This is a genomic window from Streptomyces cyaneofuscatus (assembly GCF_000718135.1).
In the GTDB taxonomy this organism is placed as follows: Bacteria; Actinomycetota; Actinomycetes; order Streptomycetales; family Streptomycetaceae; genus Streptomyces; species Streptomyces cyaneofuscatus.
This window is the reverse complement of sequence record NZ_JOEM01000017.1, coordinates 1-25,735: the sequence shown is the minus strand read 5'-3', so window position 1 is coordinate 25,735 and position 25,735 is coordinate 1. Positions and strand designations below refer to the sequence as shown.

Genomic DNA, 25,735 nt, shown 5'->3' with positions numbered 1-25,735 from the left:
TGCCGGTGCTCCGATGGCATTGTGGCCGCCATGTCCAACTCCTATGCGCAGCCCGTGCTGAGGACGGCTGATCTCTCAGAGGGCCTGCGATCGGTCGGGCGGTTGCTCGGGATCGCCGATCTCCGGGACCTGCAAGTCGATTTCGAGGTGCTCGTCTCCTCGGCGCACGTCCTGACATCTCTGCTGACGTTGTTCCCGGACGCGGAGTGGGGCGAGAGCGGCTCATCGGCCGAGGGCGACGACCCGTTGACGCACCTGCCCCTCCGACTGAGGGGCTGGGCCGCTTCCCCGGATCCCGTCGGGCCCTTTCTCGACGCGCTGGACGGCAGCCCGGCCACCGTACGGTGGGACTTCATGGGCTGGCCCGAGGCCCCCGAAATCGGCTTGGGTGTCGGTGGAGCCAGGGGCGCGTTCGTGACGCTGTGCGTCAACGCCCGCGACCTCGAACTGGAGGAGCCCGCAACCGACCACACCGTCTTCGTCCATGTGAAGCAGATCGAGGCCGAACGCGCGCCGTGGCTGGCCGCACAGGTCGGGCTGGCGGTGATCGGCGACCTGGTGATGGCTCCGGGCTGAGGACCTGCCGTCCGTATCCTTTGTCGGGGTCGTCCGGATCGCGGTACGTGGACGGTGACCGGCACGGTCCGGCACAGGAAAGGACACAGGGCCATGGCTCTACGGGTTCTCGTCATCGGTGGCGGGCTGATGGGGGCGGCCGCCGCCTGGCGCCTTTCGGTACGCGGCCACGAGGTCACCGTGCTGGAACGTTTCGGCCCGGGCCATGACCGCGGCAGTTCGTACGGCAGCTCCCGGATCTTCCGGCTGGCGTACGCGGAGCCCTCGTACACGGAGCTGGCACTGCGGGCGCTGCCCCTGTGGCGGCGGCTGGAGGAGGAGAGCGGGCAGTCGGTGCTGACGCTCACCGGGGCCGTCGACCACGGTCTGCCCGAGGCGGTGGAGCGGCTGGCCGGCGTGCTCGCCGGGGCGGGGCGGTCCGCGCGGCGCCTGTCCCCCGGTGAGGTGGCCGAGCGGTGGCCGGGGCTGCGGGCCGACACCACCGCGCTGTACCACCCGGACGCCGGGCGGGTGCACGCCGACGATGCCGTAGCCGCCCTGCTCAAGACGGCCGGGCAGCGTGGCGCCGAGGTGCGGCACGGGGTGCGCGTGACGGAGATCCGGGACACCGGGCGTACCGGGGGCGGGGTCACCGTCGTCACGGACGCCGACGAGGCGCTGACGGCGGACGCGGTCGTGGTCGCCGTGGGCGGCTGGGCGCCGGGTTTCCTGCCGGACCTCGTGAGCGGGCTGCCGCCGATGCGGGTCACCCAGGAGCAGCCGGTGCACTTCCCGGTCCCCGACGCGCTGGACTGGCCGTCGTTCATCCACCACCCGGGGGCCGGGTGGCACGTGCCGGGCGGACTGTACGGGCTGGGCAGCGTGGACGGCGTCAAGATCGGGCTGCACGGCGTCGGACCGGTGGTGGACCCCGACCACCGCGACCGTACGCCGGACCCTGCGGCCGTCGGACGCCTCCGCGCCTACGCCGAGGAATGGCTGCCCGGCGTGGCCGGCACCGAGCCGGCCCCCCTCACCTGCCTCTACACCACGACGCCCGACGAGGACTTCGTCATCGACCGGCAGGGCCCGGTCACCGTGCTGGCCGGCTTCTCCGGGCACGGCTTCAAGTTCGGGCCCGCCATCGGCGAACTCGCCGCCGACCTGGTCGAAGGGCGGCCGGGCATCGCCCGGTTTGCCCTCGGCCGCACGGCACGGGGGCGCTGAAGCCGCTCCCGGTGCCGGCTAGCCGGCCCGGCCGTCCTCCTCCGGAGGACGGCGTACCTCCTCGCGGTCCTTCTCCAGGCGCTCGTCGAGTTTCTTCTCGTCCGGGCGGCGGGGCATGCCACGGCTGTGGCCGGTGTCGGGGTCGCCCTCGACCTCTTCGTTCGACTTGTGGTGGTGGTGAGCCATCGGTCACTCCTTGTCGTCGTTACGGATCGTGCAGTGGAGGGAGTCGTCCTGCACATCGGCGACGATCGTGTCGCCCGGTTCTGCCTCACCGCCGAGGAGCAAGGAGGCGACGCGGTTGTCGAGTTCGGTCTGGATCGTGCGGCGCAGCGGGCGGGCGCCGAACTCCGGCTGGTAGCCGTGGGCCACCAGGAGCTTCTTCGCCGCCTCGGTGACGTCCAGCGTCAGGCCCTGCGCGTGGACACGGCGTTTGCTGCGGTCCAGCAGGTGCTCGACGATCTCGGACAGGTCGTCCTCCGTCAGGCTGTGGAAGACGATGATGTCGTCGATGCGGTTGAGGAACTCGGGCAGGAACCGCCCGCGCAGATCCTCCATCAGCTCGTCCTTGAGCTCGGCGGCATCGCCCTGATGGGCGAGGATGCGGTGCGCGCCGATGTTGGACGTCATGATGACGACGCAGTGGCGGAAGTCGACCGTGCGGCCCTGGCCGTCCGTCAGCCGGCCGTCGTCGAGGATCTGGAGCAGCGTGTTGAAGACATCGGGGTGCGCCTTCTCGACCTCGTCGAACAGCACCACGCTGTACGGATTGCGCCGCACCTTCTCGGTGAGCTGGCCGGCCTCGTCGTAGCCGACGTATCCGGGAGGCGCTCCGACGAGCCGGGCGACCGTGTGCTTCTCCTGGAACTCGCTCATGTCGAACCGGATCATCCGGTCGTCGGCGCCGAACAGCAGCTCGGCCAGCGTCTTGGCCAGCTCGGTCTTGCCGACGCCGGTGGGACCGAGGAAGAGGAACGAGCCGACGGGCCGGTTGGGGTCGCCCATGCCCGCCCGGTTACGGCGTACGGCCTGGGAGACCGCGGTGACCGCCTCGTCCTGGCCGACGATCCGGGCGTGCATCTCCTCCTCCAGCCTGAGGAGCTTCTCCTTCTCGCCCGCGGTGAGCTGGGAGACCGGAATTCCGGTACGGCGGGAGACGATGTCGGCGATGTCGGACGCCGTCACGGAGACGACGCCCTCCCTCCGCTCCTCGATGCCCGCGAGTTCACCCTCCACCTCGGCGATCTGCTCCTTCAGCTCCTTGGCCCGCTCGAACTCCTCCGCCGCCACGGCCTGGTCCTTCTCCCGGCGCAGCTTGGCGAGGCGGTCCTCCCGGCTGACGACCTCGGTGGAGCGGTTCGCGCTGCGCAGCCGTACGCGGGCACCGGCCTGGTCCATCAGGTCGATGGCCTTGTCGGGGAGGAAGCGGTCGCTGATGTAGCGGTCCGACAGCTCCGCGGCCGCTGTCAGGGCCCCGTCGGCGAAGCGGACCTGGTGGTGGGCCTCGTAGGCGTCCCGCAGCCCTTCGAGGATCTGTACGGTCTCCTCGACGGTGGGCTCCGGGATCAGGACGGGCTGGAAGCGGCGCTCCAGGGCGGCGTCCTTCTCGATGTGCTTGCGGTACTCGTCGATCGTCGTCGCGCCGACCACGTGGAGCTCGCCGCGGGCGAGGGCGGGCTTGAGCATGTTGCCCGCGTCCATCGAGCCCTCGCCCGTCGCGCCCGCTCCGACGACGGTGTGGAGTTCGTCGATGAAGAGGATGATCTCCCCTTCGGCCTTCTGCACGTCCTCGATGACCTTCTTCAGCCGCTCCTCGAACTGGCCGCGGTACTGGGCTCCGGCCACCATGCCGGACAGGTCCAGCGAGACGACCCGCTTGTCCTTGAGGGTGTCGGGGACCTCGCCCGCGACGATGCGCTGGGCGAGCCCCTCCACGATGGCGGTCTTGCCGACGCCCGGCTCACCGATGAGCACGGGGTTGTTCTTGGAGCGCCGCGACAGGATCTCGATGGTCTGCTCGATCTCCTCGGCCCTGCCCACCACCGGGTCGAGCCTGCCCGCCTTGGCGTCCTCCGTCAGGTCCCTGCCGAACTCGTCCAGCGTCTCGGACGGCTGCCCGCCACCGGCCGGAGCCCCGTTCGCGCCGGACGCCCGGCCCGTCGCTCCGCGCAGCTCCCCGACGTCCAGATCCTCGGCGCGCAGGAACCGGGAGGCGCCGGAGTCGGCGTCGGCGAGGAGCGCGCCGAGGATGTGCTCGGGCCCGATGTACGAGACCTCCGCCGCCTGCGACCGGGCGTGCGCGAGGGCGAGGGTCCGCTTGGCGGCCGGGGTGAGGCCGGGCTCGGAGGACGGTTCCTGGGACTCCCGGGGCAGCACCTCGGCGATCCGGTCGCCGAGGTGCCCGGGGTCGACCCCGGCCTGGGCGAGCAGCCTCCGGGTGGGCTCGACCTGGGTGGCGGCCCACAGCAGGTGCTCCGTATCGAGGTCGGACGTGCCGTCCTGGACCGCTCTGCGGGCCGCGGCGTCCAGGAGTTCGCGCGAGGACTCCGTGAGGAGCCGGCCGATGGGGACGCGCTGCACAGCCGGGGGCGACGATGCCGGCGACATTCCGAAGAAACGATTCAGCAGGTCACTGAAGGGGTCCGGCGAACCGGAGGGAGAACCGAATGCCATCGACATGCCAGCTCCAGATGAGCGGATGGGGGGGTCCCATCCACTCAAACCCGATGTCCCGGGGTTCGCAAACGGTACGGCGGGACGGGCCCGGGCAGCACCCTGGCCACCCGCCCGGCGAAGTGCTCGAGGCCGCGTACGCGCTCCGCAAGGGCGTCGTGGCGGAGTACCGCACCGGCCGGACGGCACGGCGGCCGCACGGACACCGTGGCCCTCCCGGTCCTGGCGGCGCGACCGAGCGACCGCGCCCCGTCACGCCCGCGGTTCACCCGAATGCAGCATTCCCCCCGCCGGAAGAGATCGTTGTGCGGGGTGCAACGACGGAAAGCCTATTTCGTTTCGATTTTGACGACTTTCGAGGCCGTACTGCGCGGGACGACGCAGGAACAGACGACGCGGGAAAAGAGGAGCAGATGTACGAAGGAAGCATTCCGCTCGAGGACTTCCTCGACACCATGAACCGGCTCCAGGCCGACTTCGAACGACGCCTGGGAGGCATCGAACGCAAGGCGCTGCCGACGCCCTTGACGCATGTTCACCCGCAGGAACGTTCCACCTCCTCGCCTTGGACACCGGAGGACGGCTACCGTCCGCTCGGCATCGAGGCGATCTGGACCGCGTCCCGCACGCCGTCGGACGACCGCCCCAGCAATCCCGGCCGCCCGAGCAGCCCCAGCAGCCCGCAGAGACGCTCCTCCCCTCACGCCTGGGGCGCCCCCGCCGAGTGACCACCGCCGGAAGAAACGTTCATCTCGCCCCCCGCCGCGACTCCCGCACCAGCAGCACCAGCAGATACGCCCCGCCCACGCACACGGTGACCGCGCCCGTCGGCAGTGACACGCCCGGTATCGCGTGCTGCGCGACGAGGTCGGCGCCGAGCAGCAGGAGCGCGCCGACGAGCGCGGCACCGGTGAGGTCGACCGTTCCGCGTCCGGTGAGACGGCGGGCGATCTGCGGCGCCGCCAGCGCGACGAAGGCGATGGGGCCCGCCGCTGCGGTCACCGCGGCGGTCGCGGCCACGCCGAGGACGACCAGCAGCAGCTTCGTACGCTCGACGGGCACCCCCAGCATCGCCGCCGTGTCGTCGCCCAGTTCGAGCCACCGCATCCGGCGCTGCGCCACCGGGGCCGCCGTCGCGACCACCGCCGTCAGGACGGCGGCCATCGTGACGGCGGGCCAGCCGATGGCGCTCAGCGAACCGGCGCCCCACACCGCCGCCCGCAGCGCGGTGTCCACATCGGCCTTCACCAGGAACCACGTGTTGACCGAGGACAGCAGCGCGCCGACCGCGATGCCCACGATGATGAGCCGGAAGCCCCGCACGCCCCGCCGGAACGCCAGCAGGTACACGGCGAAGGCGGTGATGAGCCCGCCGCCGAGCGCTCCCGCCGCGAGGGCCGAGTAACTGCTCGCGCCCGCCAGCAGGGTGAGGACGACGCCGGTGTAGGAGCCGGTGGTGAAGCCGATGACGTCGGGGCTGCCGAGCGGGTTGCGGGTGAGGGACTGGAAGATCGCGCCGCCCACGGCGAGCGCGGCCCCGAACAGGACGGCGGCGACGATGCGCGGCGCCCGCCACTCCAGGACCACGGTGCGGACCCCGTTCCCCGCCGTGCCCGACATGACCGCGGCCAGGTCGCCGAGGCTCAGCGGATAGCTGCCGAGGGTGAAGGCCCACAGGGCCAGCGCGACCAGCGCCGCCCCCAGCAGCGCGCACACGACGACCGAGCGGCGCGCCGCTCTCAGGCTCAGGGACCCCGCCCTGAGGACGAACACCCCGTTCACAGCTCCCTCACCCGGCTTCCGCGGACGAGCAGGATCAGTACGGGCGCTCCGATGACCGGCATCGTGACGCCGACCGGCAGCTCGGCCGGGATCACGATCAGCCGGCCCAGGACGTCGGCGACCAGCACGATCGCCGGGGCGAGGACGGCGGAGTAGGCGAGGATCCAGCGCCAGTCGGGCCCGGTGAGCCACCGCACGGCGTGCGGCACCATGAGGCCGACGAACATCAGCGGGCCCGCCGCGGCCGTCGCCGCACCGCACAGCAGGGCCACCGAGACCACCACACCGCCCCGGGTCGCGCCGACCCGCAGACCGACCGCCCGTCCCGCGTCGTCGCCGAGGGCGATCGCGTTGAGCGGGCGCGCACAGCAGACGGCGACCAGCAGACCGGCCAGGACGAACGGCACGATGTCACCGGCGGTTCCCGTCGGGCGGTCGGTGACGGTGCCCGCTCCCCAGAACCTCATGCGGTCGAAGGTCTCCGTGTCGATCAGCGCAAGGGTCTGGGAGATGCCGTTCAGCACCGCCGTGAAGGCGACCCCGACGAGGGTGAGCCGCAGCGGCGAGGGCCCGGCCCGGCCACCGCTCGCGGCGAGGTAGACCACCGCGGCTCCGGCGACGGCACCGACGAAGGTGAAGGGCAGGTACTGCTCGATGCGCGTGACGCCGAAGACGGCCACGCCGAGAGTGACGGCGAAACCCGCGCCGGCATTGACGCCGAGGACCCCCGGATCGGCGAGCGGATTGCGGGTGAGGGCCTGCATGAGCGCCCCCGCCACGCCCAGGGACATACCGACGACGATGCCGAGCAGCGTACGGTCCATGCGGGCGCCGCTGACCGTGGCGTGCGAGGCGGAGCCGTTGGGAGCGGTCAGCGCCTGCCACACCACGTCGAGGGGGAGCATCGCCGAGCCGATCGCGACGCTGAGCAGCACCGCCACCAGCAGCGTGGAGACGGCGGCGGCCAGGCCGAGGAGCCGGCGTGTCCTGCGGCGCGACGACCTCGACGGCGCGGCCGGTGGTGGTGGCGCGGTCGTCTTCGCGAGCACCTGTGGCATCGAACCTCCCTGAGCGACCAGCTACCCGGGGAGCCCGAAGTGCCGTGCATGACCGACGTACGTGTACTGCTTGAGCTGCTTGGACTACCCGAGGGCCCCCACCGCGTCCGTCGTGAGCGCGCTCACCGGCACCCCGGACTCACGGCTCAGCGCGCGCAGCAGTCCGGCCCGGGTTGCGTAGCCGGCCGCCCTGGCCGCCGCCGTCAGCTCACCCCCGCCGCGGAGGTGTTCGACGGCGGCGTTCATCCTGGCCCGGTTGCGCCACCGTGTGAAGGGCAGTCCGGTCTCGTCGAGGAAGACGCGCTGCACCTGGCGGGCGCTCATGTGGTGCTGTTCGGCGAGCTGTTCCAGCGTCCTGGCGGGGGTGCGCAGGGCCTCGCGGGCGAGTGCGCGCACCGCCGGATGGGCGGGCAGCACGACCGGGAAGTACTGCCGGGAGATGCCGCTCAGCACGCGCCCGAGCGCCTGTCGGAACGGCTGGACCTGCTCCGCGGTGGTCGGTGCCGCGCCGAGTGTGGTGGTCATGACCTCGACGATCGCGGGGACGACCCCGAGCGGCTGGACGCGGCATCGTGGCTGGTCGGAGGGGTTGAGGAAGGGGCCGAGCGCCATGCCTCCCGGCTCGATGCGGAGCGCGTGCGGTACCCGGGAGGCGAGCCAGAGTGCCTCGTTCCGGCCGAGCCGCCACTCCTCGCCGTCGGCGGACAGGCGGGCGTTGCCGCTGACCACGTAGACGAGGTGCGGTTCGTCGTGCTCGTGCGTGTCGTGGCCGAGGAAACGGATGGCGTTCTCGGCGACCACGGTGCCGAGGGATGTCACCGGCAAGCGTGCCTCCCGTTGTGTGCGATGCGTCGTGTCCGTCACCAGCGATGTCGTACGCGGATCGGCGCAGCGGAACCAGCGAGGTTAGCCTCACCTTACCAACGGCTCGAACGTTCGAGCCTGCCCAGTCACATGAGGTCCCATGTCTGCTCCTGCCCGCCTGCTCGCCTGCGCGCTCGTCGCCGCGCTGGCCCTCACCGGCTGCTCGGCCGCCACCTCGTCGGACGACGGGGACAAGGCGTCCGCCGCGAAGACCCGTACCGTCACGACCGACTACGGCAAGGTCGAGGTGCCGGCCGAGCCCAAGCGCGTCGTCGTGCTGAACCACGCCCTCGCCGGGTACCTCTACGACCTCGACGTACCGGTGCACGCCACGATCCCCGAGGACGCCGACGGCAAGGGCGAGTTCTCCCCGTACTGGGAGAAGGAGGCCGCGGAGGACGGCACGACGTTCCTGCCGTGGAGTGTCGACGGCTTCGACCTGGAGGCGATCCTCGCCCTCGACCCCGATCTCATCGTCGGCGGCGGCATCGGCTTCCCGCTGTTCCAGGCGGAGAAGGTGTACGACGAGCTCTCCGGCATCGCTCCCACCGTGCTGGTCGGCAAGAAGCTCGGTGACTGGCGGAGTCAGTTCTCCTTCCTGGCCGACGACGTGTTCGGCAAGCCCGGCGTGTACAAGCAGCACGTGGCCGCGTACGACAAGCGCATCAATGAGGTGAAGGGCGCCATCAAGCCGCCGCCCGGCCCCGTGTCGTTCCTCGCGCTCACCGGCGACGGCACCGCCTACGGCCTGGTGGAGAGCGTGGGCCTGCCCACCGAGCTGAAGAAGGTCGGGATCGAACCGGCGCCGGTCTTCGCGGACGGCGGCTTCAAGGTGTACGGGCAGGGCGGTGACATGTTCGAGCTGTCCACCGAGAAGGTGGGCCAGACCATCACCCAGCCGTCCGTCTTCGTCATGGGCTTCAACGCCGACACGACCGACGTCGCCACCCTGAAGAAGAACCCCGTCTACGGCGCGCTGCCCGCCTTCGAGGCGAACCACGCCTATGACCTGCCGTACTGGGTGCTGCGCGGCGACTACGACGAGTCGATGGCCCTGCTCGACGTGATCGAGAAGCAGTTCTCCTGATGGCGGCCCAGCGCGCCTATACGACGCACCCGCTCGTCCTGCGCCGGGTCACCGTGCGCAGCGTCCACCAGGTGACCCCCAGGATGCGGCGGGTCGTTCTCGGCGGCGAGGAGCTCGCCGCGTTCACCCGTGACGGAACCGGCCATCCCGCCTTCGCCGCACCCGGGTTCGACGACCACATCAAGCTGATCCTGGCCGCGGACGGCGACGTCCACGCGGCGCTGCCCGCCCAGTTGCCGCACGGCATCGAGTGGACTCCGGCCGAACACCGGCTGACCCGCGACTACACACCCCGGCGGGTGGACCCCGAGGCCGGAGAGCTCCACCTCGACTTCGTGGTGCACGGCGACGGGCCCGCGGAGGCCTGGTCCGCGGCGGCCCGGGAGGGCGACGAGCTGTGGTTCGTCGGCCCGAAGTCGTCGCTCCGGCTGCCGGAGCGGCTGGACTGGATCCAGCTCGTCGGCGACGAGACGGCCCTGCCCGCGATCGGCCGCTTCCTGGACGAGCGCCCGCTCGACGCGCCGGCGCACGTCCTGGTGACCGTCTCGGATGACTCCGCCCGCCAGGAGTTGGCCCTGCGGGAGGGCGACACGGTCACCTGGGTGGTCGCGGAGCCAGGTGACGCGGAGGCCTTGGAGGCCGCCGTGCGCGCGCTGCCGGTGGAGGCGGGTGAGGGGTACGTCTGGGCGGCGGCGGAGAGCCGGGCGCTGCTTCCCGTACGCCGGTATCTCCAGCGGGAACAGAAGCTTCCGAAGGACCGCCTGAACGTCACGGGGTACTGGCACCGCGAGGAGGCGCCCGCACCGGAGGCGGAGGCCACGGCCGACGCCGCCGTACGGGAGCCCGCCCGGATCCCGTCGCCGCTGCCGTGGCTGGTCGCCCGGGCCGCGTTGCAGCTCGGTGTCGTGGACGCGGTGGCCGACGCGCCGGGGCTGTCGGCCGTCGCGCTCGCGGCCCGCGTAGGGGTGCCCGTGGCGGGGATCGGCGTACTGCTGCCGCTGCTCTCCTCGTACGGCGTGGTCGTCGGCGCCGATGACGGCGCGTCCGGGCTGCGGCTCGGGCCGGCGGGCGAGGAGCTGCTGGACGAGCACGAGCGCGAGGAGTACACCGGGCACGAGGCCGAGCTGCTGCTCGCCGTCACCCACCTCGCTCCCGCGCTCCGGGGCGGCGGGTCCCCCTGGCGGCTCGCCTCCGGTGGCACCCTGCACGAGGCGGTGGCCCAGGACGCGGAGCGCTACAGCGAACTGGTCGAGGAGTGCGAGCAGTTGGTCTTCCTGCTGGGCGGTCTGACGGCCGATCCCCTCTGGGAGTCCATCGGGACCTGCCTCCTGACCGGGCCCGGCAGTGCCTCGGTGGCCGCCGCGCTCGACGACGCCCGGCAGCGGCCGCGGCTGCGGGTCGCGGAGGACGCCGTACCGGTCGCGGTCCTGCGCGGGCACGTTCCCGCACCGGACCGGATCGACTGGACGGCCGGCCCCGCCGATGTCGCCGTCGCCGCGAAGGCCCTCGCCCACCGCACCGACGAGGAGGCCGTACTGCTCCTCACCCGGCTCGCCGGATGGACCAGGACGGCGGTCCTCGTCGAGGCCTCCCGCCCCGACGGTCTGAGCCCGCATGCCGCCGAGGCGGCGCTCCACGCGTACGCCGCCACCGGGAGCCCTCTGCGCGACTCGGCCGCCATCGCGGCCCTGGCGCACCGGTCGGGGTGGGAGGTCGAGCGGACGATCGCGCTCGGCTGGGGCGCGGAGGCCACGGTCCTGCGCCGGGCCTGAGCGGGACGGCCTGAGCCGGGGCGGGCCCGACCTGAACAGGCTTCTACGGTACGTAGTGCTGCGGAAGCCCGCGCCGCTCCTCCGGCGGCAGGTTCCGGGCGGGCGTCTCCACCGGGCCCGTCACCGTGCGGCCCCGCTCGCGGTCCCAGCCCGCACGGGCGCGCGGGTGGAAGCGGTGCCGCTCGGGGACGCACTGCCAGGCGTGGTGGACCAGCCGTCCCAGCAGGCGCAGCAGCCGTTCGTCGTGGGGCGTCCAGCGCAGCCCGAGGCGTTCGCGTACGGCCTGCGGATACAGACCGATCGTCATCCACAGGGTCAGCCGGACGAGCGGGATCCGGGCGACGGCCCACAGCGGTGAGGGCAGCAGCCGCAGGAGAGGCGGTTTGGCGATCCGCCGCATGTTCAGCACGTCCCGGGTCGGCCGGTTGTCCTCCAGGACGTCGGCGCACATGTGGTCCCAGTACCTCTGGAACTCCTCCCAGCTGCGGGGAACGGGCTTCATGGACAGGCCGTACAGCGCGTACCAGCGGACGTGTTCGTCGAAGAGGGTGTGCCGCTGGGCTTCGGTGAGGCCGCCGCCGAAGCGCTCGGCCACCTGCACGGTGAGCATGAAGAACGTGGCGTGCGCCCAGTAGAACGTGCCCGGGTTGAGCGCGTGGTACGGGCGGCCGCGCTCGTCGACCCCGCTGATCGAGGCGTGGTAGCCGCGCACTTCGCGAGCCGTACGGGCGGCGAGCGGGCCGTCGTACACCACTCCCCCGATCGGGTACAGCGAGCGGAAGAGGCGCTCCCAGCGCTCCTCGAAGAAGCGGGAGTGCTCGGCGACGCCCGCGCCCAGCTCGGGGTGCATGTTCTGCATCGACCCGGCCCAGGGGGCGAGGAGGAGGCCCCTCCAGTCGCCGAACCAGCGCCAGGTGAGGGAGTCGGGGCCGAGGGGTTCGACGGTTCTCGGGCCGGCCGGGCCCCGACCGCTCGGGGACGGGCCGCTCGGGGCCGGGTCATGAGCTGATGGTTCCATGTGCGCCTCCATTCTGAGGACACCTGTCATCACATCGAAAGGTAAAATGTGAGGACGGCTTTCGTCAATGGGCCGCAGGGCAACAGAGCGGAGAGGAAGGCGAGTTGGCCGAGCGGAGCTGGGGCGGGACCAAGCTCGCCGATCGTCGCGCGGCCCGTCGGACGATCCTGCTGGACACCGCCGAGCGCCTGGCCGGCGAGGAGGGGTGCGCGGCCGTCACGGTCCGGTCCGTCTGCCGGCAGGCGCGCCTCACCGACCGCTACTTCTACGAGAGTTTCGGCGGCCGCGACGACCTCCTCCTCGCCGCCTTCGAGCGGGTCGCGGACGAGGCCAGGAGGGCTCTGGAGCAGGCCGTGGCGCTCAGCGACCCTCAGCCCGAGGTCCGGGCCCGGGCCGCTGTCGCCGCCTTCGTCGCCCTGGTCCTGGACGCGCCGCACAAGGGTCGCCTGCTGCTCCTGGAGCCCTTCGCGGACCCGGTGCTCGGCGCGCACAGCCACCGGCTCATGCCGGTGTTCACCGGCCTCGTTGGCGGCCAGATCGCCGCCACGGGGGACGCCGTCGACCGCCGGATGGCCGCGCACGCCCTGGTCGGCGGTCTGGCGAGCCTCTTCGCGGGGTGGCTGCACGGCACGCTCGACGTACCGCGCGAGCGGCTGGAGGCGCACTGCGTGGAGCTGGTGCTCGCGGCGACGTCGTCCCAGGGCCAGGGCCGGCGGTAAGGGCGCCTCACCGTCACATAAAACGAACAGAGTGAAAGAACGTTCAACAACCTTCTCAACCACTTTCCCACTCAGTACGGTTGGGGACCCATGAGTCCCCCCATCGCCCCCGTGGGCTGGAGTCGCTGGCTGGTGCCCCCCGCCGCCCTCGCGATCCACCTCTCCATCGGCCAGGCCTACGCCTGGTCCGTGTTCAAACCACCGCTGGAGGACGCGCTCGGCCTCAGCGGCACGCAGAGCGCACTGCCCTTCCAGCTCGGCATCGTCATGCTCGGCCTCTCCGCCGCCTTCGGCGGCACCCTGGTGGAGCGCCGAGGGCCGCGCTGGGCCATGACGGTCGCTCTCGTCTGCTTCTCCTCCGGCTTCCTGCTCTCCGCCCTCGGCGCCGCGACCGAGCAGTTCTGGCTGATCGTGTTCGGGTACGGCTTCGTCGGCGGCATCGGCCTCGGGATCGGCTACATCTCGCCCGTCTCGACGCTGATCAAGTGGTTCCCCGACCGTCCCGGCATGGCCACGGGCATCGCCATCATGGGCTTCGGCGGCGGCGCGCTGATCGCCTCGCCCTGGTCGGCCCAGATGCTGGAGTCCTTCGGCAGCGACAGCTCCGGCATCGCGCTGGCCTTCCTCGTCCACGGCCTGTCCTACGCCGTCTTCATGCTGCTCGGCGTCCTGCTGGTACGGGTGCCCCGCCCGACCGGCGCCCCGACGGCCATGGAGCAGGCGGCGGACGGCCGTCCCGCGACACCCGCCGGACCCCAGGTGTCGGCACGTCAGGCTCTGCGGACGCCGCAGTTCTGGCTGCTGTGGGTGGTGCTCTGCATGAACGTCACCGCCGGCATCGGCATCCTGGAGAAGGCCGCGCCGATGATCACGGACTTCTTCGCGGACACCTCCACCCCCGTGTCGGCGACGGCCGCCGCCGGTTTCGTCGCCCTGCTCTCCGCGGCCAACATGGCCGGCCGCATCGGCTGGTCCTCCACCTCGGACCTGATCGGGCGCAAGAACATCTACCGCGTCTACCTCGGTGCGGGCGTCCTCATGTACGCGCTCATCGCGCTGGTGGGCAGCTCCTCCAAGCCGCTGTTCGTGCTGTGCGCGCTGGTCATCCTCTCCTTCTACGGAGGCGGCTTCGCGACGATCCCCGCCTACCTCAAGGACCTTTTCGGCACCTATCAGGTCGGGGCGATCCACGGCCGGCTCCTCACCGCCTGGTCCACCGCCGGGGTTCTGGGGCCGCTCATCGTGAACTGGATCGCGGACCGGCAGGAGGAGGCCGGGAAGCACGGGGCGGAGCTGTACGGGACGTCGCTCTTCATCATGATGGGCCTGCTCGTCGTCGGCTTCGCGGCCAACGAGCTGGTCCGCCCGGTGCACCCGTCCCACCATCTCGACGCCGTCACACCGGAGAAGGGAGCGCCCGATGTCCGACGACGCCAGCAGTCAGAGCCCGCCTGAGGTGAAGGACCGGCGGCCGCTGATCGTCTTCACCTGGCTGTGGGTGGGCACCCCGCTCGCGTACGGGCTGTACGAGCTGTTCCGTAAGGCGACCCAGCTGTTCACCGACTGAACTGAGGCAGAGACGAGGCTGAGACGAGGCGCACCCCGGGCCCGGCCCGGGGTGCGCCTCGTCGGCGGGTACCCGTCAGCGGCCGCTCAGTCCACCAGGTCCGGGGCGCGCAACATGGCGGCCGGGACGCCCCACGCGTCCACGAGATCGCCCGCGAGCGGCCGGACCTTGCGGCAGAGGTCGGTCACCTCACGGGTGATCGCCTTGGAGCGCTGGACGGTCAGCCGGCCGTGCTCCATGAACCACGCCCGGTCCGCCTCGATCGTCGACAGGGCGTACAGGTCGCAGAGCAGGCCCAGCGCGACCTTGTTGCCGCCCTCGGGCAGCGTACGCATCTTCTCGACGAACGCCTCCAGCACCAGCCTCTCGACATGGGCGTGGGCGACCGCGATGACGTGGTCCTGCACCTCCGAGAAGACGGCGCCCGGGTCGCGCTTGCGGTCGATCCCGGCCTTGAGCCTGCGGGCCACTCCGGCGAGCATGTGCTCCTCGCGGTAGCGGAACATGGCGAGCTGGTACTCGGAGTCCAGCAGCCCTGCTTCCTGGTCCCACTCGTCGCCGCCCGGCAGCAGGTCACGTACGCGTTCGAGCAGCTTGTGGGCCGAGGTCTTCTCGATGACCGTCTCGACGGCGAGGCCGGTGACGTAGCGGACCATGCCGAGCTGGTCCAGGTCCTCGAACTCGCTCGCGTAGTCGGTGAGCAGACCCTTGGCGACGAGTTGCAGCAGGACGTGGTTGTCGCCCTCGAAGGTGGTGAAGATGTCGCTGTCGGCCTTGAGGGCGGCGAACCGGTTGACGGCGAGATAGCCGGCGCCGCCGCACGCCTCGCGGCACTCCTGGATCACCCGGGTGGCGTGCCAGGTGCCGAGCGCCTTGGTCCCGGCGGCCCGGGCCTCCAGCCGGCGCCGGGCCTGCGGGTCGTCCTCCAGGCCGGAGAAGACGTTGTGCAGCTGCGCACGCAGGACGTCCTGGGCGAAGTGCAGCGCGTACGTCTGCGCGACGAGCGGCAGCAGACGGCGCTGGTGCAGGCCGTAGTCGAGGAGCAGCTGCTCCTCCCCCTGGGAGCCCGTCGCGAACTGCCGGCGCCGCAGGGCGTACTTCGTGGCGACGGCGAGGGCCACCTTGGCGGCGTTGACCCCGGCGCCGCCGACGCTGACCCGGCCCTGGACCAGGGTGCCGAGCATGGTGAAGAAGCGGCGGTCGGGGTTGTCGATCGTGCTCTTGTAGACGCCTTCGGGGGTGACGTCGGCGAACCGGTTGAGCAGCGCCTCGCGGGGAACCCGCACGCCGTCGAACCGGATGCGCCCGTTGTCCACGCCGTTGAGGCCCATCTTGCGGCCGTCGTCCTCGATGTCGACGCCCGGCACCGCCTCGCCGCCGGACCGGATCGGTACGACGAACGCGTGCACGCCCTCGGATTCGCCGCCCACCTCCAGCTGGGCGAAGACGACGGCCAGCTCGCCGTGGCGGGCCGCGTTGCCGATGTAGTCCTTGCGGGCCTGGTCACCCTCGGTGGTGATGACGAATTCCTGGGCGGCGGCGTCGTACCGCGCGACGGTGCCGAGCGCCTGCACGTTGGAGCCGTGCCCGGTCTCGGTCATCGCGAAGCAGCCCATCAGCTTCCCGGTGATCAGGTCCGGCAGGTAGGCGTCGTGGTGGCGTTCGGTGCCCAGGTGCAGGATCGCGCCGCCGAAGAGCCCGAACTGCACGCCGGTCTTCACCAGCACCGACAGATCACCGAAGGCGGCCGTCTCGAACGCGGCGATCGAGGCCCCGACGTCACCGCCCCCGCCGTACCGCTTCGGGAAGCCCATGCCGGTCTGCCCCGTCGCCGCCATCTCGACCACGATGTCGCGCACCCGCTCGCGGTACGCGTCGATGGAGAGCTCCTCGGCCTCCTCGAGGACCGAGGCGTACGTCACCAGGTTGGTGCGGACCAGGTCGCGAACCTCGGCGTACTCGCCGTCCAGGACCTCGGTGAGGGCCCGGACGTCGAGTTCCGGCTGCACATATCCGGCGGGAGCGGTGGGTGTTCTGTCGGTGCTCATAACCTTTCGCTACCCCGGCCGGCAGCGATCACGCGGTAGGTCACGCGGCGCCGTCGAGTACCTCACGCAGACGGCGGGCGAACTCGTCCGGCTTCCCCGGGTAGCCGAACTCGCCGTCGAGGAATCCGCCGTGATGGCTCGGGAACACGGTGAGCGGCTGCCCCAGCAGTTCGGCGGTCGCGGCGGAGGTGCGCCCGGTCTGGACGGCCCGGGACTCCTCCCCCACGGCGATCACCACGCGGGTGGGGGCAGCGGTGATCGCGTCGACGTCCGGCCGGTGGTCGCTGATCGCCCAGGACCGGTCGGACAGCAGCGGGTCGTCGCGCGATCCGTCGTCCTCGGCGGGCATCCCGAACGCGGCCGGATCCGCCTCCGGCTGGTCGAAGTACGCCTCGGTGAACTCGCCCTCCCAGGAGGTCATGGCCACGAAGGCGGCCATTCCGGCCCCCCACCCCCGCTTCTCGTACGCCTCCCGGACGGCGGCGCGGGCCCGCAGGGCCGCCGGGCCGTCCGGGGTGAGGGTGATGAGCGGCGGCTCGTGGGCGACCAGGACGGTCACATCGCCGGGGTACCGGGCCACGACGGCGAGCGCGGTGACCGCTCCGCCGCTGCTGGCGAACATCTCGACCGGACCGGCGCCGAGCTCCTGGATCAGGGCGTGCACGTCGTCGGCCTGGGTCTCGGGGGTGTGGTCGTCCCGCCCGTCCCTGCGGACGCTGCGGCCGAGTCCGCGCGGGTCATAGGTGACCACCGTGCGCTCGGCGGAACGGGCCGCGAGCGCGGCGAACCCGGTGGCGTCCATGGGCTGCCCGATCATGAACAGCGGCGGGCGGCCGTCAGCGGTGGGCAGCGGCCCGTGCACGTCGTAAACGAGATCGGCGCCGGCCGTCTTGAGCGTGTGCGTCTTCTTCATACCTGGGCAGACCGTCCCCGCCCGGAAAAGTCATCGGTCGGGACGGACATGCACGCTGACGGCGTAACCGCAGCCCGGGACATAGGGGTCGCCGCTCCAGGTGGCGTAGCGCTGCCGCAGGGTCAGTCCGGCCCGGTCGCACCACGCGTCGAAGTCCGCGAGGCCGAAGGGCGCTTCGGGCAGCGGCAGGTGCGCGGCGTCCAGCCCCATGCCGGTGACCAGCAGGCCACCGGGCCGCAGCACGGCGGCCAGCTGCCCGATGACGGCCTCTTCGGTGCCCGCGGCCAGGAGGGGGATGACGTTTCCGGCGGCCAGGACCAGGTCGAAATCGGGTCGCAGGCCGAGGGCGTCCGTACGGGCCAGATCCCCGAGGAGCCATTCCTGTGCGGGGGCCTGGCGGCGGGCCACGGCGAGCATCGAGGCGTCGACGTCCACCCCGGTGCAGCGATGCCCCAGCTCGGCGAGGCGGACGGCGATCCGTCCGGTGCCGCAGCCGGCGTCGAGCACCCGGGCGGCGGGCTCCACCAGCGCGGCGCAGAACGTGGCCTCGCCGTGGACGTCGTGCCCCGCCTCGGCGAGCCGCGCGAAACGCCGGGCGTACTCCTCTCCGGCCTGGCCGCCGGTGAGTTCCGCCCAGCGATCGCGTTTCCCGGTCATGTCGGTGTGCCTTTCCTGCCCTGTCGGCGTGCCCGCGGGTCAGCCCCACCGGGGGACATCTCCGAGGGGAATGCGGTGCCCCCGTATCGTCGCAGGCGCGGGCAACGCCGGCACCGCGGGGCTCACCGGGCCGTACTCACCGCCGTCTGCACCAGCACCCGTACCTGGCGCACGATGTCCGAGCGGTTGCGCTCGAAGCCGGGGTCGGTGATCTCCCCCGTCGCCGGGTTCTCGTTCCCCGTGCCGAACTGCAGGACCGGCGTGTGCAGATGGCCGCCCGGCAGCTTCGACAGGCCCATCCGGTCGCGGAGCAGGGTGGCCCGGTAGGCGATCTCGTTGGAGAGGTAGTCGCCGCCGCCCCCGGCCCGCGCGGTGGAGCCCGGCGTCGGCCCGTCCGGCCTGGTCACGGGCTGGGTGGCACCCGCCGGGATCTCGGTGACCTGGGTGTTGTCGTACACGGGGAAGGGGCCCGTCTCCGCTTCGGCGAGCTGACGGTACGGGAGGGTCGTGGAGGTCCACTGCGGCTGCGACGCGGGGTCGGTGACGGGGACGGTCCCGGTGCGGGCGAGGTTCTCGTTGTCGGGGAAGCCGCCGCGCCAGGCGCCGTTGGTGCGCTCCACGTCGAAGCGGCCCTGGCGGCCCTGGCTGATGGTGGTGAACAGGTCCAGGTGCGGCAGCTGCCGGGCGAGCGCCCGCTCGACGGCCCCTTCGGCGAAGTCCGTCCACCGCACGGGGAAGACGACCGCCTCTATTCGGGCGGGCCCCTCGGCGGTCCGCACCAGGGTGCCGTCCAGGGCGAGCGCGCTCGCGCCCGAGGGGTTGCCGATCCGGACGTCCCTGTCCAGGGTGAACGGATCGAAGCCGGTGACGAGGACACGCTTGACCTGACGGCCCGGGTGGCGGATGTCCTGCTGGCCGCGCGAGGAGGTCTCCAGAGCGGTGTGCAGAGCCTTGCGCCGCTGGTCGTCCAGCGCGAACCGAGGTGTCCACGCCCGTAGTTCACGGCTGAGTGCGAGCCGGGCCCAGTACAGCGGACGGTCGTCGCCACGGCTCAGGTCGCCCGTGGCGGCGCCACGGCCCTGGGCGCGGTCCACGGCGCGCCGCCACAGCGCCGAGCCGTGGCGGTTCACCACCCGCTCCGCCTGCGCGTAGCCGCGGGCGCCCTCCAGGGCGTGGGCGAAGCGCGGAGCGAGGGCGTCGAACCCGCTGCGCCGCAGGATCTCCTGCGGGACGGCCCGGTCCAGGCGCTGCTCCTCGACGGTGGGCGGCGTGGTACTACGGGCGGTATCGGCGGGCGACGCCACGGCAGGCAGGGCGGAGCCCGCCAGGACGAGCAGGAGCGCGACCCCACCCAGACCGAGCCGGGTGATTGCGGGGAACTGGTGCGTCACGTGGGCCCTTTCGACATTCGACAGAACGGTTGGCCGCAGTATCGCGGCACCACCGGAGGCGACGCCATGGGGCATTGCCTCTCCCCACGCATGCACGGACGGTCGGGCTCATGCACGGACGGTCGGGGCCGGTCCGGACGGGGGCTGCCAGCCGAGGACCGTGTCCAGGGCCCTCGACGTGACCGCTGACGGCGTGGCCCGTACGGCGAGGTTCCTGGCGGACACGGCCAGGGGGTGGGAGAGCCGGGCGAGTTCACCGATGCGCCGGGAGCGGCGGCTGATCCGGGTGGTGCGCCGGTGTCTGGCCTCGGTGTAGGCGGCGAGGGCGGCCGGTACGTCGGCGTCATCCGCGAGGAGGTGCGCCACGACGACCGCGTCCTCGATGGCCTGGCAGCCGCCCTGGCCCATGTTGGGCGTCATCGCGTGGGCGGCGTCCCCGAGCAGTGCCACCCGGCCGGAGTGGAATCGGGGCAGGGGCGAGGCCAGTTCGTAGAAATCATGGTGCAGTACGCGGACGGGATCGGGGTTCCGCCGGCCGAGCCGGTCCAGCAGTGCGGGGATCGGGTCGTGCCACGCGCCGAAGCGCCGGATCAGTTCCGCATGGTGGTCGGCCGGCTTCGTACCGGGGCCGGCGGCGGTGGCGTAGACATAGATCCGGCCGTCGACGAGGGGAACGATGCCGAACCGCTCCCCTCGGCCCCAGGTCTCGGCCGCCGACCGGGGTGGCGGGCCGAAGCCGGGCAACACCGCCCGCCATCCGGCTTCACCGGCGTGACGCAGGCCGGGGTGCCGGGGGAAGAGTCGTCCACGGAGCCCGCTGCGCACGCCGTCGGCCGCCACGACGACATCGGCGCGCAGGTCGCCCGCCGACGTCCGCACGACCACCGTGTCCGCCCTGTCCCCCGTGTTCCCCGTGTCGTCCACGCCGGTCACCGCTACGCCGAGGTGTACGACTCCGGGCGGCAGGGCGGCGGCGAGGGCGTCGATCAGGGAGCCGCGGTGCACGGCGCGCGCGGGAGGCCCGTGGCGGGAGGACGTCGCACCGGCGCCGGTTCGGCTCAGCCACGTTCCGTCGGGGGCACGCAGGCCGACCGGACCGAGCAGGGCGTCACCCGCCCACACGTCGGGGCCCAGGCCGATCGAGTCCAGGGCGCGCAGTGCGTTGGGGGCGAGCACGATACCGGCGCCGATCCCGGTGAGGACGGGAGCCCGTTCGCACACGGTCACGCCCCATCCGCGGCGGTTCAGGGCCACCGCCGCCGCGAGACCCCCGATCCCGCCTCCGGCCACGACAGCATGACGAACACCCATACCGGCCACGCCCCTCACTCGCCGACGCCACCTCTACATCTGTAGAGGCCGACGCCCTGCACTCTACACCTGTAGAGTGCAGGGGTGCCCCTCCCCGATCGCCGAGACCTGATCGCCGACGCCGCCCTCAGCACCGTGGCCTCCTCAGGCCTGCGCGGCCTGACCCATCGAGCGGTCGACACCGCCGCGGGGCTGCCCGCCGGCAGCACGTCGTACTACTTCCGCACGCGGAGCGCACTGATCAGCGCCTGCTACCTCCGCCTGGCCGACCTGACGGTCGCCGACGTGGACCGGTGGCAAGCGGAGCACGGGGGCACGGACCCGGACTCCGCCGCGGAGGCGTTGGCCGTACTGCTGCACCACTGGCTGACCGTGGGGCGGGACCGCCAGCTCGCCCGCTTCGAGCTCAGCCTGGAGGCGACCCGCCGTCCGGAGCTCCGCGCCGACCTGGAGACCGCGGGCCTCGCCGCACGCTCCAGGGCCACCACCCTGCTGTCGGCGCTCGGCGCCTCCCGCCCGGCCCAGGCGGCGGACCTGCTCGTCGCCTGGACCGACGGTCTGCTCTACGACCGGCTCGCGGGCGCACCGGCCGCGAGCCGCCCGGCACCCGACGTGACCGAACTGACCCCGGTCGTCCGCCGGATGCTCGCCGCCGCGCTCGCCGCCTGAGCAGTCAGGCGCAGGCCGGACACAGGCCCCGATAGGTGATCTCCACCGACCCGACGGCGAACCCGAACCGCTCCGACTCGGGCAGATCCCCCAGCGCGTTGCCGACCGGGTGGACGTCGCGGATCATTCCGCAGCCGGAGCACATCAGGTGCTGATGAGGGCGGCGCGCGTTCGGGTCGTAGCGCTTGGCCCGCCCCACGGTGGAGACCTCCAGCACCTCGCCGATCGCGACGAGTTCACCCAGCGTGTTGTACACGGTCGCGCGGGAGATCTCGGGCAGTCGCGCGGCGGCCCGCAGATGCACCTCGTCAGCCGTCAGGTGCACATGGTCGCCGTCGAGGACCTCCGCGACGACACGCCGCTGCGAGGTCAAGCGCCAGCCACGGCTCCGCAGCCGCTGAAGGAGGTCGCTCATCCCGTCCCACCTGTTCCGGTCCGCCGGGGCGTGCGGCCCCTGAAGGGATCCGACACGCCGCGCTTTCACCGTTATCGTTTTAGCGCACTTCTTGACTTGGACGAAGTCCATCGTAGGATCGAACCAGGCGACATCCAAGAGACAGGAAGACTCCGGTACGGCAGCAGAGACACGTGACGGGACACCGCCGGTCGAGAGCGCATCGCCGCCCGCCGTCCGAGCACCGTCCTCGTCGCACCGCCCGGGACCGTCCGGCCGGGTGGTCCGTACGACGTTCGGGCCACCCGCGACGACACCCCGGCTACACAGATGCCCCTTCTGCACGGCCCGAATCCTCCTCCCCGTACAGCGCCCCCACGACCCGCCGGGGCCGGAAGGATCACCATGACCGAGAACAACGAGTCGCACGTCTTCGACCCCGTCGTCCCGGATTCGCCTGAGACGGCCATTCCCGAGGTGCCCGAGGCGCAGGCGGGCGGCTGCCCGGTGGCCCACGGCCGCGCGGCGCACCCCACCCAGGGCGGGGGGAACCGCCAGTGGTGGCCGGACCGCCTCAACCTGAAGATCCTCGCCAAGAACCCCGCGGTGGCGAACCCGCTCGGCGAGGACTTCGACTACGCGGCCGCGTTCCAGGCCCTCGACCTGCCCGCGGTGAAACGGGACATCGCCGAGGTGCTCACCACCTCGCAGGACTGGTGGCCGGCCGACTTCGGCAACTACGGGCCGCTGATGATCCGGATGGCCTGGCACAGCGCCGGCACGTACCGCATCAGTGACGGCCGCGGTGGCGCGGGCGCCGGTCAGCAGCGCTTCGCCCCGCTGAACAGCTGGCCGGACAACGGCAACCTGGACAAGGCCCGCCGTCTGCTGTGGCCCGTCAAGAAGAAGTACGGCCAGGCGCTCTCCTGGGCCGACCTGCTGATCCTCACCGGCAACGTCGCCCTGGAGACCATGGGCTTCAAGACCTTCGGCTTCGCCGGCGGCCGCGAGGACGTCTGGGAGTCGGAGGAGGACGTCTACTGGGGCCCGGAGACCACCTGGCTGGACGACGAGCGCTACACGGGCGACCGTGAGCTGGAGAGCCCGCTCGGCGCGGTCCAGATGGGCCTGATCTACGTCAACCCCGAGGGCCCCAACGGCAACCCGGACCCGATCGCGGCCGCCCGCGACATCCGCGAGACCTTCCGCCGGATGGCGATGAACGACGAGGAGACCGTCGCCCTCATCGCCGGTGGCCACACCTTCGGCAAGACGCACGGCGCGGGCCCGGCCGAGAGCGTCGGCGCGGACCCCGAGGGCGCCCCGCTGGAGGAGCAGGGCCTCGGCTGGCGCAGCTCGTACAAGTCGGGCAAGGGCGGCGACGCCATCACCAGCGGTCTGGAGGTGACCTGGACCAGCACGCCGACGCAGTGGGGCAACGAGTTCTTCCACAACCTCTTCGCGTACGAGTACGAGCTGACCGAGTCCCCGGCCGGTGCGAAGCAGTGGATCGCCAAGGACGCGGAGGCGACCATCCCGCATGCGCACGACGCGTCGAAGAAGCAGAAGCCGCAGATGCTCACCACCGACCTGTCGCTGCGCTTCGATCCGGCGTACGAGCAGATCTCGCGCCGCTTCCACGAGAACCCGGAGGAGTTCGCGGACGCCTTCGCCCGCGCCTGGTACAAGCTGACGCACCGCGACATGGGCCCGATCCAGCGCTACCTGGGCCCCGAGGTCCCCTCCGAGGTGCTGCTCTGGCAGGACCCGCTGCCCGCGCGCACCGGTGAGCTGCTGGACGCCGCGGAGATCGCCGCGCTCAAGGAGCAGGTGCTCGCCACGGACCTGACGGTGGCGCAGCTGGTCTCGGCCGCCTGGGCCTCGGCCGCGTCCTTCCGCGGCAGCGACAAGCGCGGCGGCGCCAACGGCGCCCGGGTCCGCCTGGAGCCGCAGCGCGGCTGGGAGGCGAACGACCCGGACGAGCTCGCCCAGGTGCTGCGCGCCCTGGAGGGCATCCAGGAGTCCTTCAACGCCAAGGGCGGCAAGCAGGTCTCGCTGGCCGACCTGATCATCCTCGCGGGCAACGCGGCCGTCGAGCAGGCGGCCAAGGACGCCGGCGTCGAGGTGGAGGTGCCGTTCACCGGCGGCCGGGTCGACGCCACGCAGGACCAGACGGACGTCGAGTCCTTCGCCGCCCTGGAGCCCGCGTACGACGGCTTCCGCAACTACGTCGGCAAGGGCGCCCGCCTGCCCGCCGAGTACCTGCTCCTGGACCGGGCCAACCTGCTGACGCTGAGTGCCCCGGAGACCACCGTCCTGGTCGGCGGTCTGCGCGTGCTGGGCGCCAACAGCGGCGGCTCGAAGCACGGCGTCCTCACCGACCGCCCGGGCACGCTGACCAACGACTTCTTCGTGAACCTGCTGGACCTGGGGCTCACCTGGAAGTCGACGTCGGAGGCGCAGGACGAGTTCGAGGCCCGCGACGCGTCCGGCAAGGTCAAGTGGACCGGCACCCGCGCCGACCTGGTCTTCGGCTCCAACTCCGAGCTCCGCGCCCTCGCCGAGGTCTACGCGAGCGACGACGCCCGGCAGAAGTTCGTGACGGACTTCGTCGCCGCCTGGACCAAGGTCACGAACCTGGACCGCTTCGACCTGGTCTGACCCCTCGGCGGCGTCCACAGGGGCGCCGACGCCTGGGACCGTCCCCGCGCCCGCGGGGACGGTCCCTTTCGCGTTCACGACTCGCGTTCGTCAAGACGCATGGAGCAGACAGCGCACGTCCACGTGACGTGATGACCCGCCCGGCCCCGGACTCACGGGGCGGTCAGGTCGACGGTGAGTACGTCCTCGTCCCTCGTAGGGTGCTCGATCGTGATCGAGCCTGCGGCGCCGACGTACGTCCCGGTGCCTCCGGTGATCGCGAAAACGTGGGACCACGGCCGGGCGTTGACCGGTGGCTCGGTCACCGCGGGAAGCGGCCGCTGGAAGGCGGTGGCAGCCGTGATCACGCCGTCGTCCAGGCTCAGGACCAGAGTCGCGATGACGAACGATCCGTCCAGCCCCACGGCGACCGGCAGGCAGTGCGCGTTCTCGGTGCCCACGCTGCGGCCCTGCTCGTCCGACAGGTCGTACCGGACGAAGTAGGGGACGCCGGCGGTGAGCACATCCGGGATATTCGCCCCCGTGCGCTTGCCCCTCAGGACGACCTGACCAACGGCCTTGCGCACCGCGTGGGCGGCCCCGCCCGCCCCTGCGACCAGCCCGCCGGCGATGGTCGCCGCCGAGGTCAGCTGCAGAATGCTCCTGCGATCCATGTCCGTCATCGCCTGCCTCACGCCCTTGTCCGTCGTGTGCTCGGGCGCGTTCGCGCCCCACACGTAACCGGCCTTCGGAACGGAACGGATCGCCCTCGCATCCACTGTTCGCCGGAATGGAGGAGCGCACGACCGGGAGAGCACCGTGGTTCGGCGGGGGCTCGCACGGTGTCCGGAGCCGCCCGATGCGCGTCGCCCCGTCCCGCTTCCCGCAGTTTGGTACCTTTCACTGGACACGAAAATCGATCGGATGTTCGTTTTCAGGATCTCCGAAGCGTCCGTTGTACGCCGTGGCGAACGCGCAGAAGCTCGGCGGTTCGGTGGCGTTCATCGACGCCGAGCACGCGCTGGACCCCGAGTACGCCAAGAAGCTCGGCGTCGACACCGACAACCTCATCCTGTCCCAGCCGGACAACGGTGAGCAGGCGCTCGAGATCACCGACATCCTGATCCGCTCCGGCGCGATCGACCTGATCGTCATCGACTCCGTCGCGGCCCTGGTGCCCCGCGCCGAGATCGAGGGCCAGATGGGCGACTCCCACATGGGTCTCCAGGCCCGCCTGATGAGCCAGGCCCTCCGCAAGATCACCAGCGCCCTCAGTCAGACGAGAACGACCGCGATCTTCATCAACCAGCTCCGCGAGAAGATCGGCGTGATGTTCGGTTCGCCGGAGACCACGACCGGTGGCCGGGCGCTGAAGTTCTACGCCTCGGTG

Annotated in this window: 24 protein-coding genes; 11 read left to right on the top strand and 13 right to left on the bottom strand. The window is 71.9% G+C overall.

The annotated features are described in order from the left end of the window. The first annotated feature begins 30 nt into the window (after positions 1 to 30). Together IF17_RS0126070 and IF17_RS0126065 are read left to right on the top strand one after the other, a co-directional pair. A complete protein-coding gene (locus tag IF17_RS0126070) occupies positions 31 to 576 on the top strand; it encodes a hypothetical protein (RefSeq protein ID WP_030570522.1) in 546 nt (181 codons plus the stop codon). A 93-nt stretch (positions 577 to 669) separates the two neighbouring features. Next, entirely contained in the window at positions 670 to 1,782 is a 1,113-nt protein-coding gene (locus IF17_RS0126065) for an FAD-dependent oxidoreductase (RefSeq protein ID WP_030570519.1), read from the top strand. 18 nt (positions 1,783 to 1,800) lie between these two features. Here the strand turns inward: IF17_RS0126065 and IF17_RS1000000139340 are convergent, their stop codons facing one another. Both IF17_RS1000000139340 and IF17_RS0126055 read right to left on the bottom strand, forming a co-directional pair. After that, entirely contained in the window at positions 1,801 to 1,968 is a 168-nt protein-coding gene (locus IF17_RS1000000139340) for a hypothetical protein (protein ID WP_167344532.1), read from the bottom strand. Positions 1,969 to 1,971: 3 nt separating this feature from the next. After that, on the bottom strand, positions 1,972 to 4,461 hold the full coding sequence (locus IF17_RS0126055; protein WP_030570516.1) for an ATP-dependent Clp protease ATP-binding subunit: 2,490 nt from the start codon (positions 4,459 to 4,461) through the stop codon (positions 1,972 to 1,974). A 299-nt stretch (positions 4,462 to 4,760) separates the two neighbouring features. Here IF17_RS0126055 and IF17_RS0126050 point away from each other — a divergent pair, with 299 nt between their 5' ends. Beyond that, positions 4,761 to 5,183 (top strand): hypothetical protein, encoded by a 423-nt coding sequence (locus tag IF17_RS0126050; protein ID WP_244890550.1) that lies wholly within the window; start codon positions 4,761 to 4,763, stop codon positions 5,181 to 5,183. A 19-nt stretch (positions 5,184 to 5,202) separates the two neighbouring features. Here the strand turns inward: IF17_RS0126050 and IF17_RS0126045 are convergent, their stop codons facing one another. From IF17_RS0126045 to IF17_RS0126035, 3 genes are all read right to left on the bottom strand, one after another. Continuing rightward, the gene (locus IF17_RS0126045; RefSeq protein WP_030570509.1) at positions 5,203 to 6,237 is read right to left on the bottom strand and encodes a FecCD family ABC transporter permease; all 1,035 of its coding nucleotides are present in this window, start codon (positions 6,235 to 6,237) and stop codon (positions 5,203 to 5,205) included. After that, the gene (locus tag IF17_RS0126040; protein ID WP_030570506.1) at positions 6,234 to 7,295 is read right to left on the bottom strand and encodes an iron chelate uptake ABC transporter family permease subunit; all 1,062 of its coding nucleotides are present in this window, start codon (positions 7,293 to 7,295) and stop codon (positions 6,234 to 6,236) included. Before IF17_RS0126040 ends, IF17_RS0126045 begins: the two co-directional genes overlap by 4 nt. 84 nt (positions 7,296 to 7,379) lie before the next feature. After that, on the bottom strand, positions 7,380 to 8,120 hold the full coding sequence (locus IF17_RS0126035; protein ID WP_030570503.1) for a helix-turn-helix domain-containing protein: 741 nt from the start codon (positions 8,118 to 8,120) through the stop codon (positions 7,380 to 7,382). A gap of 139 nt (positions 8,121 to 8,259) precedes the next feature. Between IF17_RS0126035 and IF17_RS0126030 the strand changes: the two genes are divergently transcribed. After that, on the top strand, positions 8,260 to 9,246 hold the full coding sequence (locus IF17_RS0126030; RefSeq protein WP_030570500.1) for an ABC transporter substrate-binding protein: 987 nt from the start codon (positions 8,260 to 8,262) through the stop codon (positions 9,244 to 9,246). Next, on the top strand, positions 9,246 to 11,018 hold the full coding sequence (locus tag IF17_RS0126025; protein WP_030570497.1) for a siderophore-interacting protein: 1,773 nt from the start codon (positions 9,246 to 9,248) through the stop codon (positions 11,016 to 11,018). The genes IF17_RS0126030 and IF17_RS0126025 overlap by 1 nt, the downstream gene beginning before the upstream one ends. Positions 11,019 to 11,061: 43 nt before the next feature. Here IF17_RS0126025 and IF17_RS0126020 read toward each other — a convergent pair whose 3' ends face one another. Continuing rightward, a complete protein-coding gene (locus IF17_RS0126020) occupies positions 11,062 to 12,048 on the bottom strand; it encodes an oxygenase MpaB family protein (protein WP_030570494.1) in 987 nt (328 codons plus the stop codon). 92 nt (positions 12,049 to 12,140) lie between these two features. Here IF17_RS0126020 and IF17_RS0126015 point away from each other — a divergent pair, with 92 nt between their 5' ends. From IF17_RS0126015 to IF17_RS1000000139335, 3 genes are all read left to right on the top strand, one after another. After that, positions 12,141 to 12,755 carry a TetR/AcrR family transcriptional regulator gene (locus tag IF17_RS0126015; protein ID WP_030570491.1) on the top strand — a complete coding sequence of 205 codons (615 nt, stop codon included), beginning with the start codon at positions 12,141 to 12,143 and terminating at the stop codon, positions 12,753 to 12,755. A gap of 90 nt (positions 12,756 to 12,845) precedes the next feature. After that, positions 12,846 to 14,210: an L-lactate MFS transporter gene (locus IF17_RS0126010; protein ID WP_030570488.1), complete on the top strand. Its 1,365-nt coding sequence runs from the start codon at positions 12,846 to 12,848 to the stop codon at positions 14,208 to 14,210. Further along, the gene (locus tag IF17_RS1000000139335) at positions 14,176 to 14,322 is read left to right on the top strand and encodes an MFS transporter small subunit (RefSeq protein ID WP_167344531.1); all 147 of its coding nucleotides are present in this window, start codon (positions 14,176 to 14,178) and stop codon (positions 14,320 to 14,322) included. The genes IF17_RS0126010 and IF17_RS1000000139335 overlap by 35 nt, the downstream gene beginning before the upstream one ends. An 86-nt stretch (positions 14,323 to 14,408) precedes the next feature. Here IF17_RS1000000139335 and IF17_RS0126000 read toward each other — a convergent pair whose 3' ends face one another. From IF17_RS0126000 to IF17_RS0125980, 5 genes are all read right to left on the bottom strand, one after another. Then, the gene (locus tag IF17_RS0126000) at positions 14,409 to 16,370 is read right to left on the bottom strand and encodes an acyl-CoA dehydrogenase family protein (RefSeq protein WP_030570486.1); all 1,962 of its coding nucleotides are present in this window, start codon (positions 16,368 to 16,370) and stop codon (positions 14,409 to 14,411) included. A gap of 40 nt (positions 16,371 to 16,410) precedes the next feature. Further along, on the bottom strand, positions 16,411 to 17,283 hold the full coding sequence (locus IF17_RS0125995; RefSeq protein WP_030570483.1) for an alpha/beta fold hydrolase: 873 nt from the start codon (positions 17,281 to 17,283) through the stop codon (positions 16,411 to 16,413). A gap of 30 nt (positions 17,284 to 17,313) precedes the next feature. Further along, positions 17,314 to 17,940 (bottom strand): class I SAM-dependent methyltransferase, encoded by a 627-nt coding sequence (locus IF17_RS0125990; protein WP_030570480.1) that lies wholly within the window; start codon positions 17,938 to 17,940, stop codon positions 17,314 to 17,316. Between the two features lie 122 nt (positions 17,941 to 18,062). Continuing rightward, entirely contained in the window at positions 18,063 to 19,331 is a 1,269-nt protein-coding gene (locus tag IF17_RS0125985; RefSeq protein WP_030570477.1) for a pyroglutamyl-peptidase I, read from the bottom strand. 108 nt (positions 19,332 to 19,439) lie between these two features. Next, positions 19,440 to 20,642, bottom strand: a complete 1,203-nt coding sequence (locus IF17_RS0125980) for an FAD-dependent monooxygenase (RefSeq protein ID WP_030570472.1) — start codon at positions 20,640 to 20,642, stop codon at positions 19,440 to 19,442. 84 nt (positions 20,643 to 20,726) lie between these two features. Here IF17_RS0125980 and IF17_RS0125975 point away from each other — a divergent pair, with 84 nt between their 5' ends. After that, positions 20,727 to 21,311: a TetR/AcrR family transcriptional regulator gene (locus IF17_RS0125975; RefSeq protein ID WP_030570469.1), complete on the top strand. Its 585-nt coding sequence runs from the start codon at positions 20,727 to 20,729 to the stop codon at positions 21,309 to 21,311. A gap of 4 nt (positions 21,312 to 21,315) precedes the next feature. On the opposite strand, the gene IF17_RS0125970 is transcribed toward IF17_RS0125975, so the two are convergent. Then, positions 21,316 to 21,726 (bottom strand): Fur family transcriptional regulator, encoded by a 411-nt coding sequence (locus IF17_RS0125970; protein ID WP_030570466.1) that lies wholly within the window; start codon positions 21,724 to 21,726, stop codon positions 21,316 to 21,318. A gap of 384 nt (positions 21,727 to 22,110) precedes the next feature. Here IF17_RS0125970 and katG point away from each other — a divergent pair, with 384 nt between their 5' ends. Then, complete coding sequence (gene katG / locus IF17_RS0125965; protein ID WP_030570463.1) at positions 22,111 to 24,366, top strand: catalase/peroxidase HPI; 2,256 nt, start codon at positions 22,111 to 22,113, stop codon at positions 24,364 to 24,366. Positions 24,367 to 24,518: 152 nt separating this feature from the next. On the opposite strand, the gene IF17_RS0125960 is transcribed toward katG, so the two are convergent. Further along, positions 24,519 to 25,028: a hypothetical protein gene (locus IF17_RS0125960; RefSeq protein WP_030570459.1), complete on the bottom strand. Its 510-nt coding sequence runs from the start codon at positions 25,026 to 25,028 to the stop codon at positions 24,519 to 24,521. A gap of 107 nt (positions 25,029 to 25,135) precedes the next feature. Between IF17_RS0125960 and IF17_RS01000000136685 the strand changes: the two genes are divergently transcribed. Beyond that, a partial coding sequence (locus IF17_RS01000000136685) for a hypothetical protein (protein ID WP_032772625.1) occupies positions 25,136 to 25,735 on the top strand: 600 nt, incomplete at its 3' end.

What these genes read in the sequence shown, in the direction of transcription:
- IF17_RS0126070 (WP_030570522.1), top strand. Translation starts at nt 31, where the DNA reads ATGTCCAACTCCTATGCGCAGCCCGTGCTGAGGACGGCTGATCTCTCA.
- IF17_RS0126065 (WP_030570519.1), top strand. Translation starts at nt 670, where the DNA reads ATGGCTCTACGGGTTCTCGTCATCGGTGGCGGGCTGATGGGGGCGGCC.
- IF17_RS1000000139340 (WP_167344532.1), bottom strand. Translation starts at nt 1,968, where the DNA reads ATGGCTCACCACCACCACAAGTCGAACGAAGAGGTCGAGGGCGACCCC.
- IF17_RS0126055 (WP_030570516.1), bottom strand. Translation starts at nt 4,461, where the DNA reads ATGTCGATGGCATTCGGTTCTCCCTCCGGTTCGCCGGACCCCTTCAGT.
- IF17_RS0126040 (WP_030570506.1), bottom strand. Translation starts at nt 7,295, where the DNA reads ATGCCACAGGTGCTCGCGAAGACGACCGCGCCACCACCACCGGCCGCG.
- IF17_RS0126030 (WP_030570500.1), top strand. Translation starts at nt 8,260, where the DNA reads ATGTCTGCTCCTGCCCGCCTGCTCGCCTGCGCGCTCGTCGCCGCGCTG.
- IF17_RS0126025 (WP_030570497.1), top strand. Translation starts at nt 9,246, where the DNA reads ATGGCGGCCCAGCGCGCCTATACGACGCACCCGCTCGTCCTGCGCCGG.
- IF17_RS0126020 (WP_030570494.1), bottom strand. Translation starts at nt 12,048, where the DNA reads ATGGAGGCGCACATGGAACCATCAGCTCATGACCCGGCCCCGAGCGGC.
- IF17_RS0126010 (WP_030570488.1), top strand. Translation starts at nt 12,846, where the DNA reads ATGAGTCCCCCCATCGCCCCCGTGGGCTGGAGTCGCTGGCTGGTGCCC.
- IF17_RS1000000139335 (WP_167344531.1), top strand. Translation starts at nt 14,176, where the DNA reads ATGTCCGACGACGCCAGCAGTCAGAGCCCGCCTGAGGTGAAGGACCGG.
- IF17_RS0126000 (WP_030570486.1), bottom strand. Translation starts at nt 16,370, where the DNA reads ATGAGCACCGACAGAACACCCACCGCTCCCGCCGGATATGTGCAGCCG.
- IF17_RS0125995 (WP_030570483.1), bottom strand. Translation starts at nt 17,283, where the DNA reads ATGAAGAAGACGCACACGCTCAAGACGGCCGGCGCCGATCTCGTTTAC.
- IF17_RS0125990 (WP_030570480.1), bottom strand. Translation starts at nt 17,940, where the DNA reads ATGACCGGGAAACGCGATCGCTGGGCGGAACTCACCGGCGGCCAGGCC.
- IF17_RS0125980 (WP_030570472.1), bottom strand. Translation starts at nt 20,642, where the DNA reads ATGGGTGTTCGTCATGCTGTCGTGGCCGGAGGCGGGATCGGGGGTCTC.
- IF17_RS0125970 (WP_030570466.1), bottom strand. Translation starts at nt 21,726, where the DNA reads ATGAGCGACCTCCTTCAGCGGCTGCGGAGCCGTGGCTGGCGCTTGACC.
- katG (WP_030570463.1), top strand. Translation starts at nt 22,111, where the DNA reads ATGACCGAGAACAACGAGTCGCACGTCTTCGACCCCGTCGTCCCGGAT.
- IF17_RS0125960 (WP_030570459.1), bottom strand. Translation starts at nt 25,028, where the DNA reads ATGACGGACATGGATCGCAGGAGCATTCTGCAGCTGACCTCGGCGGCG.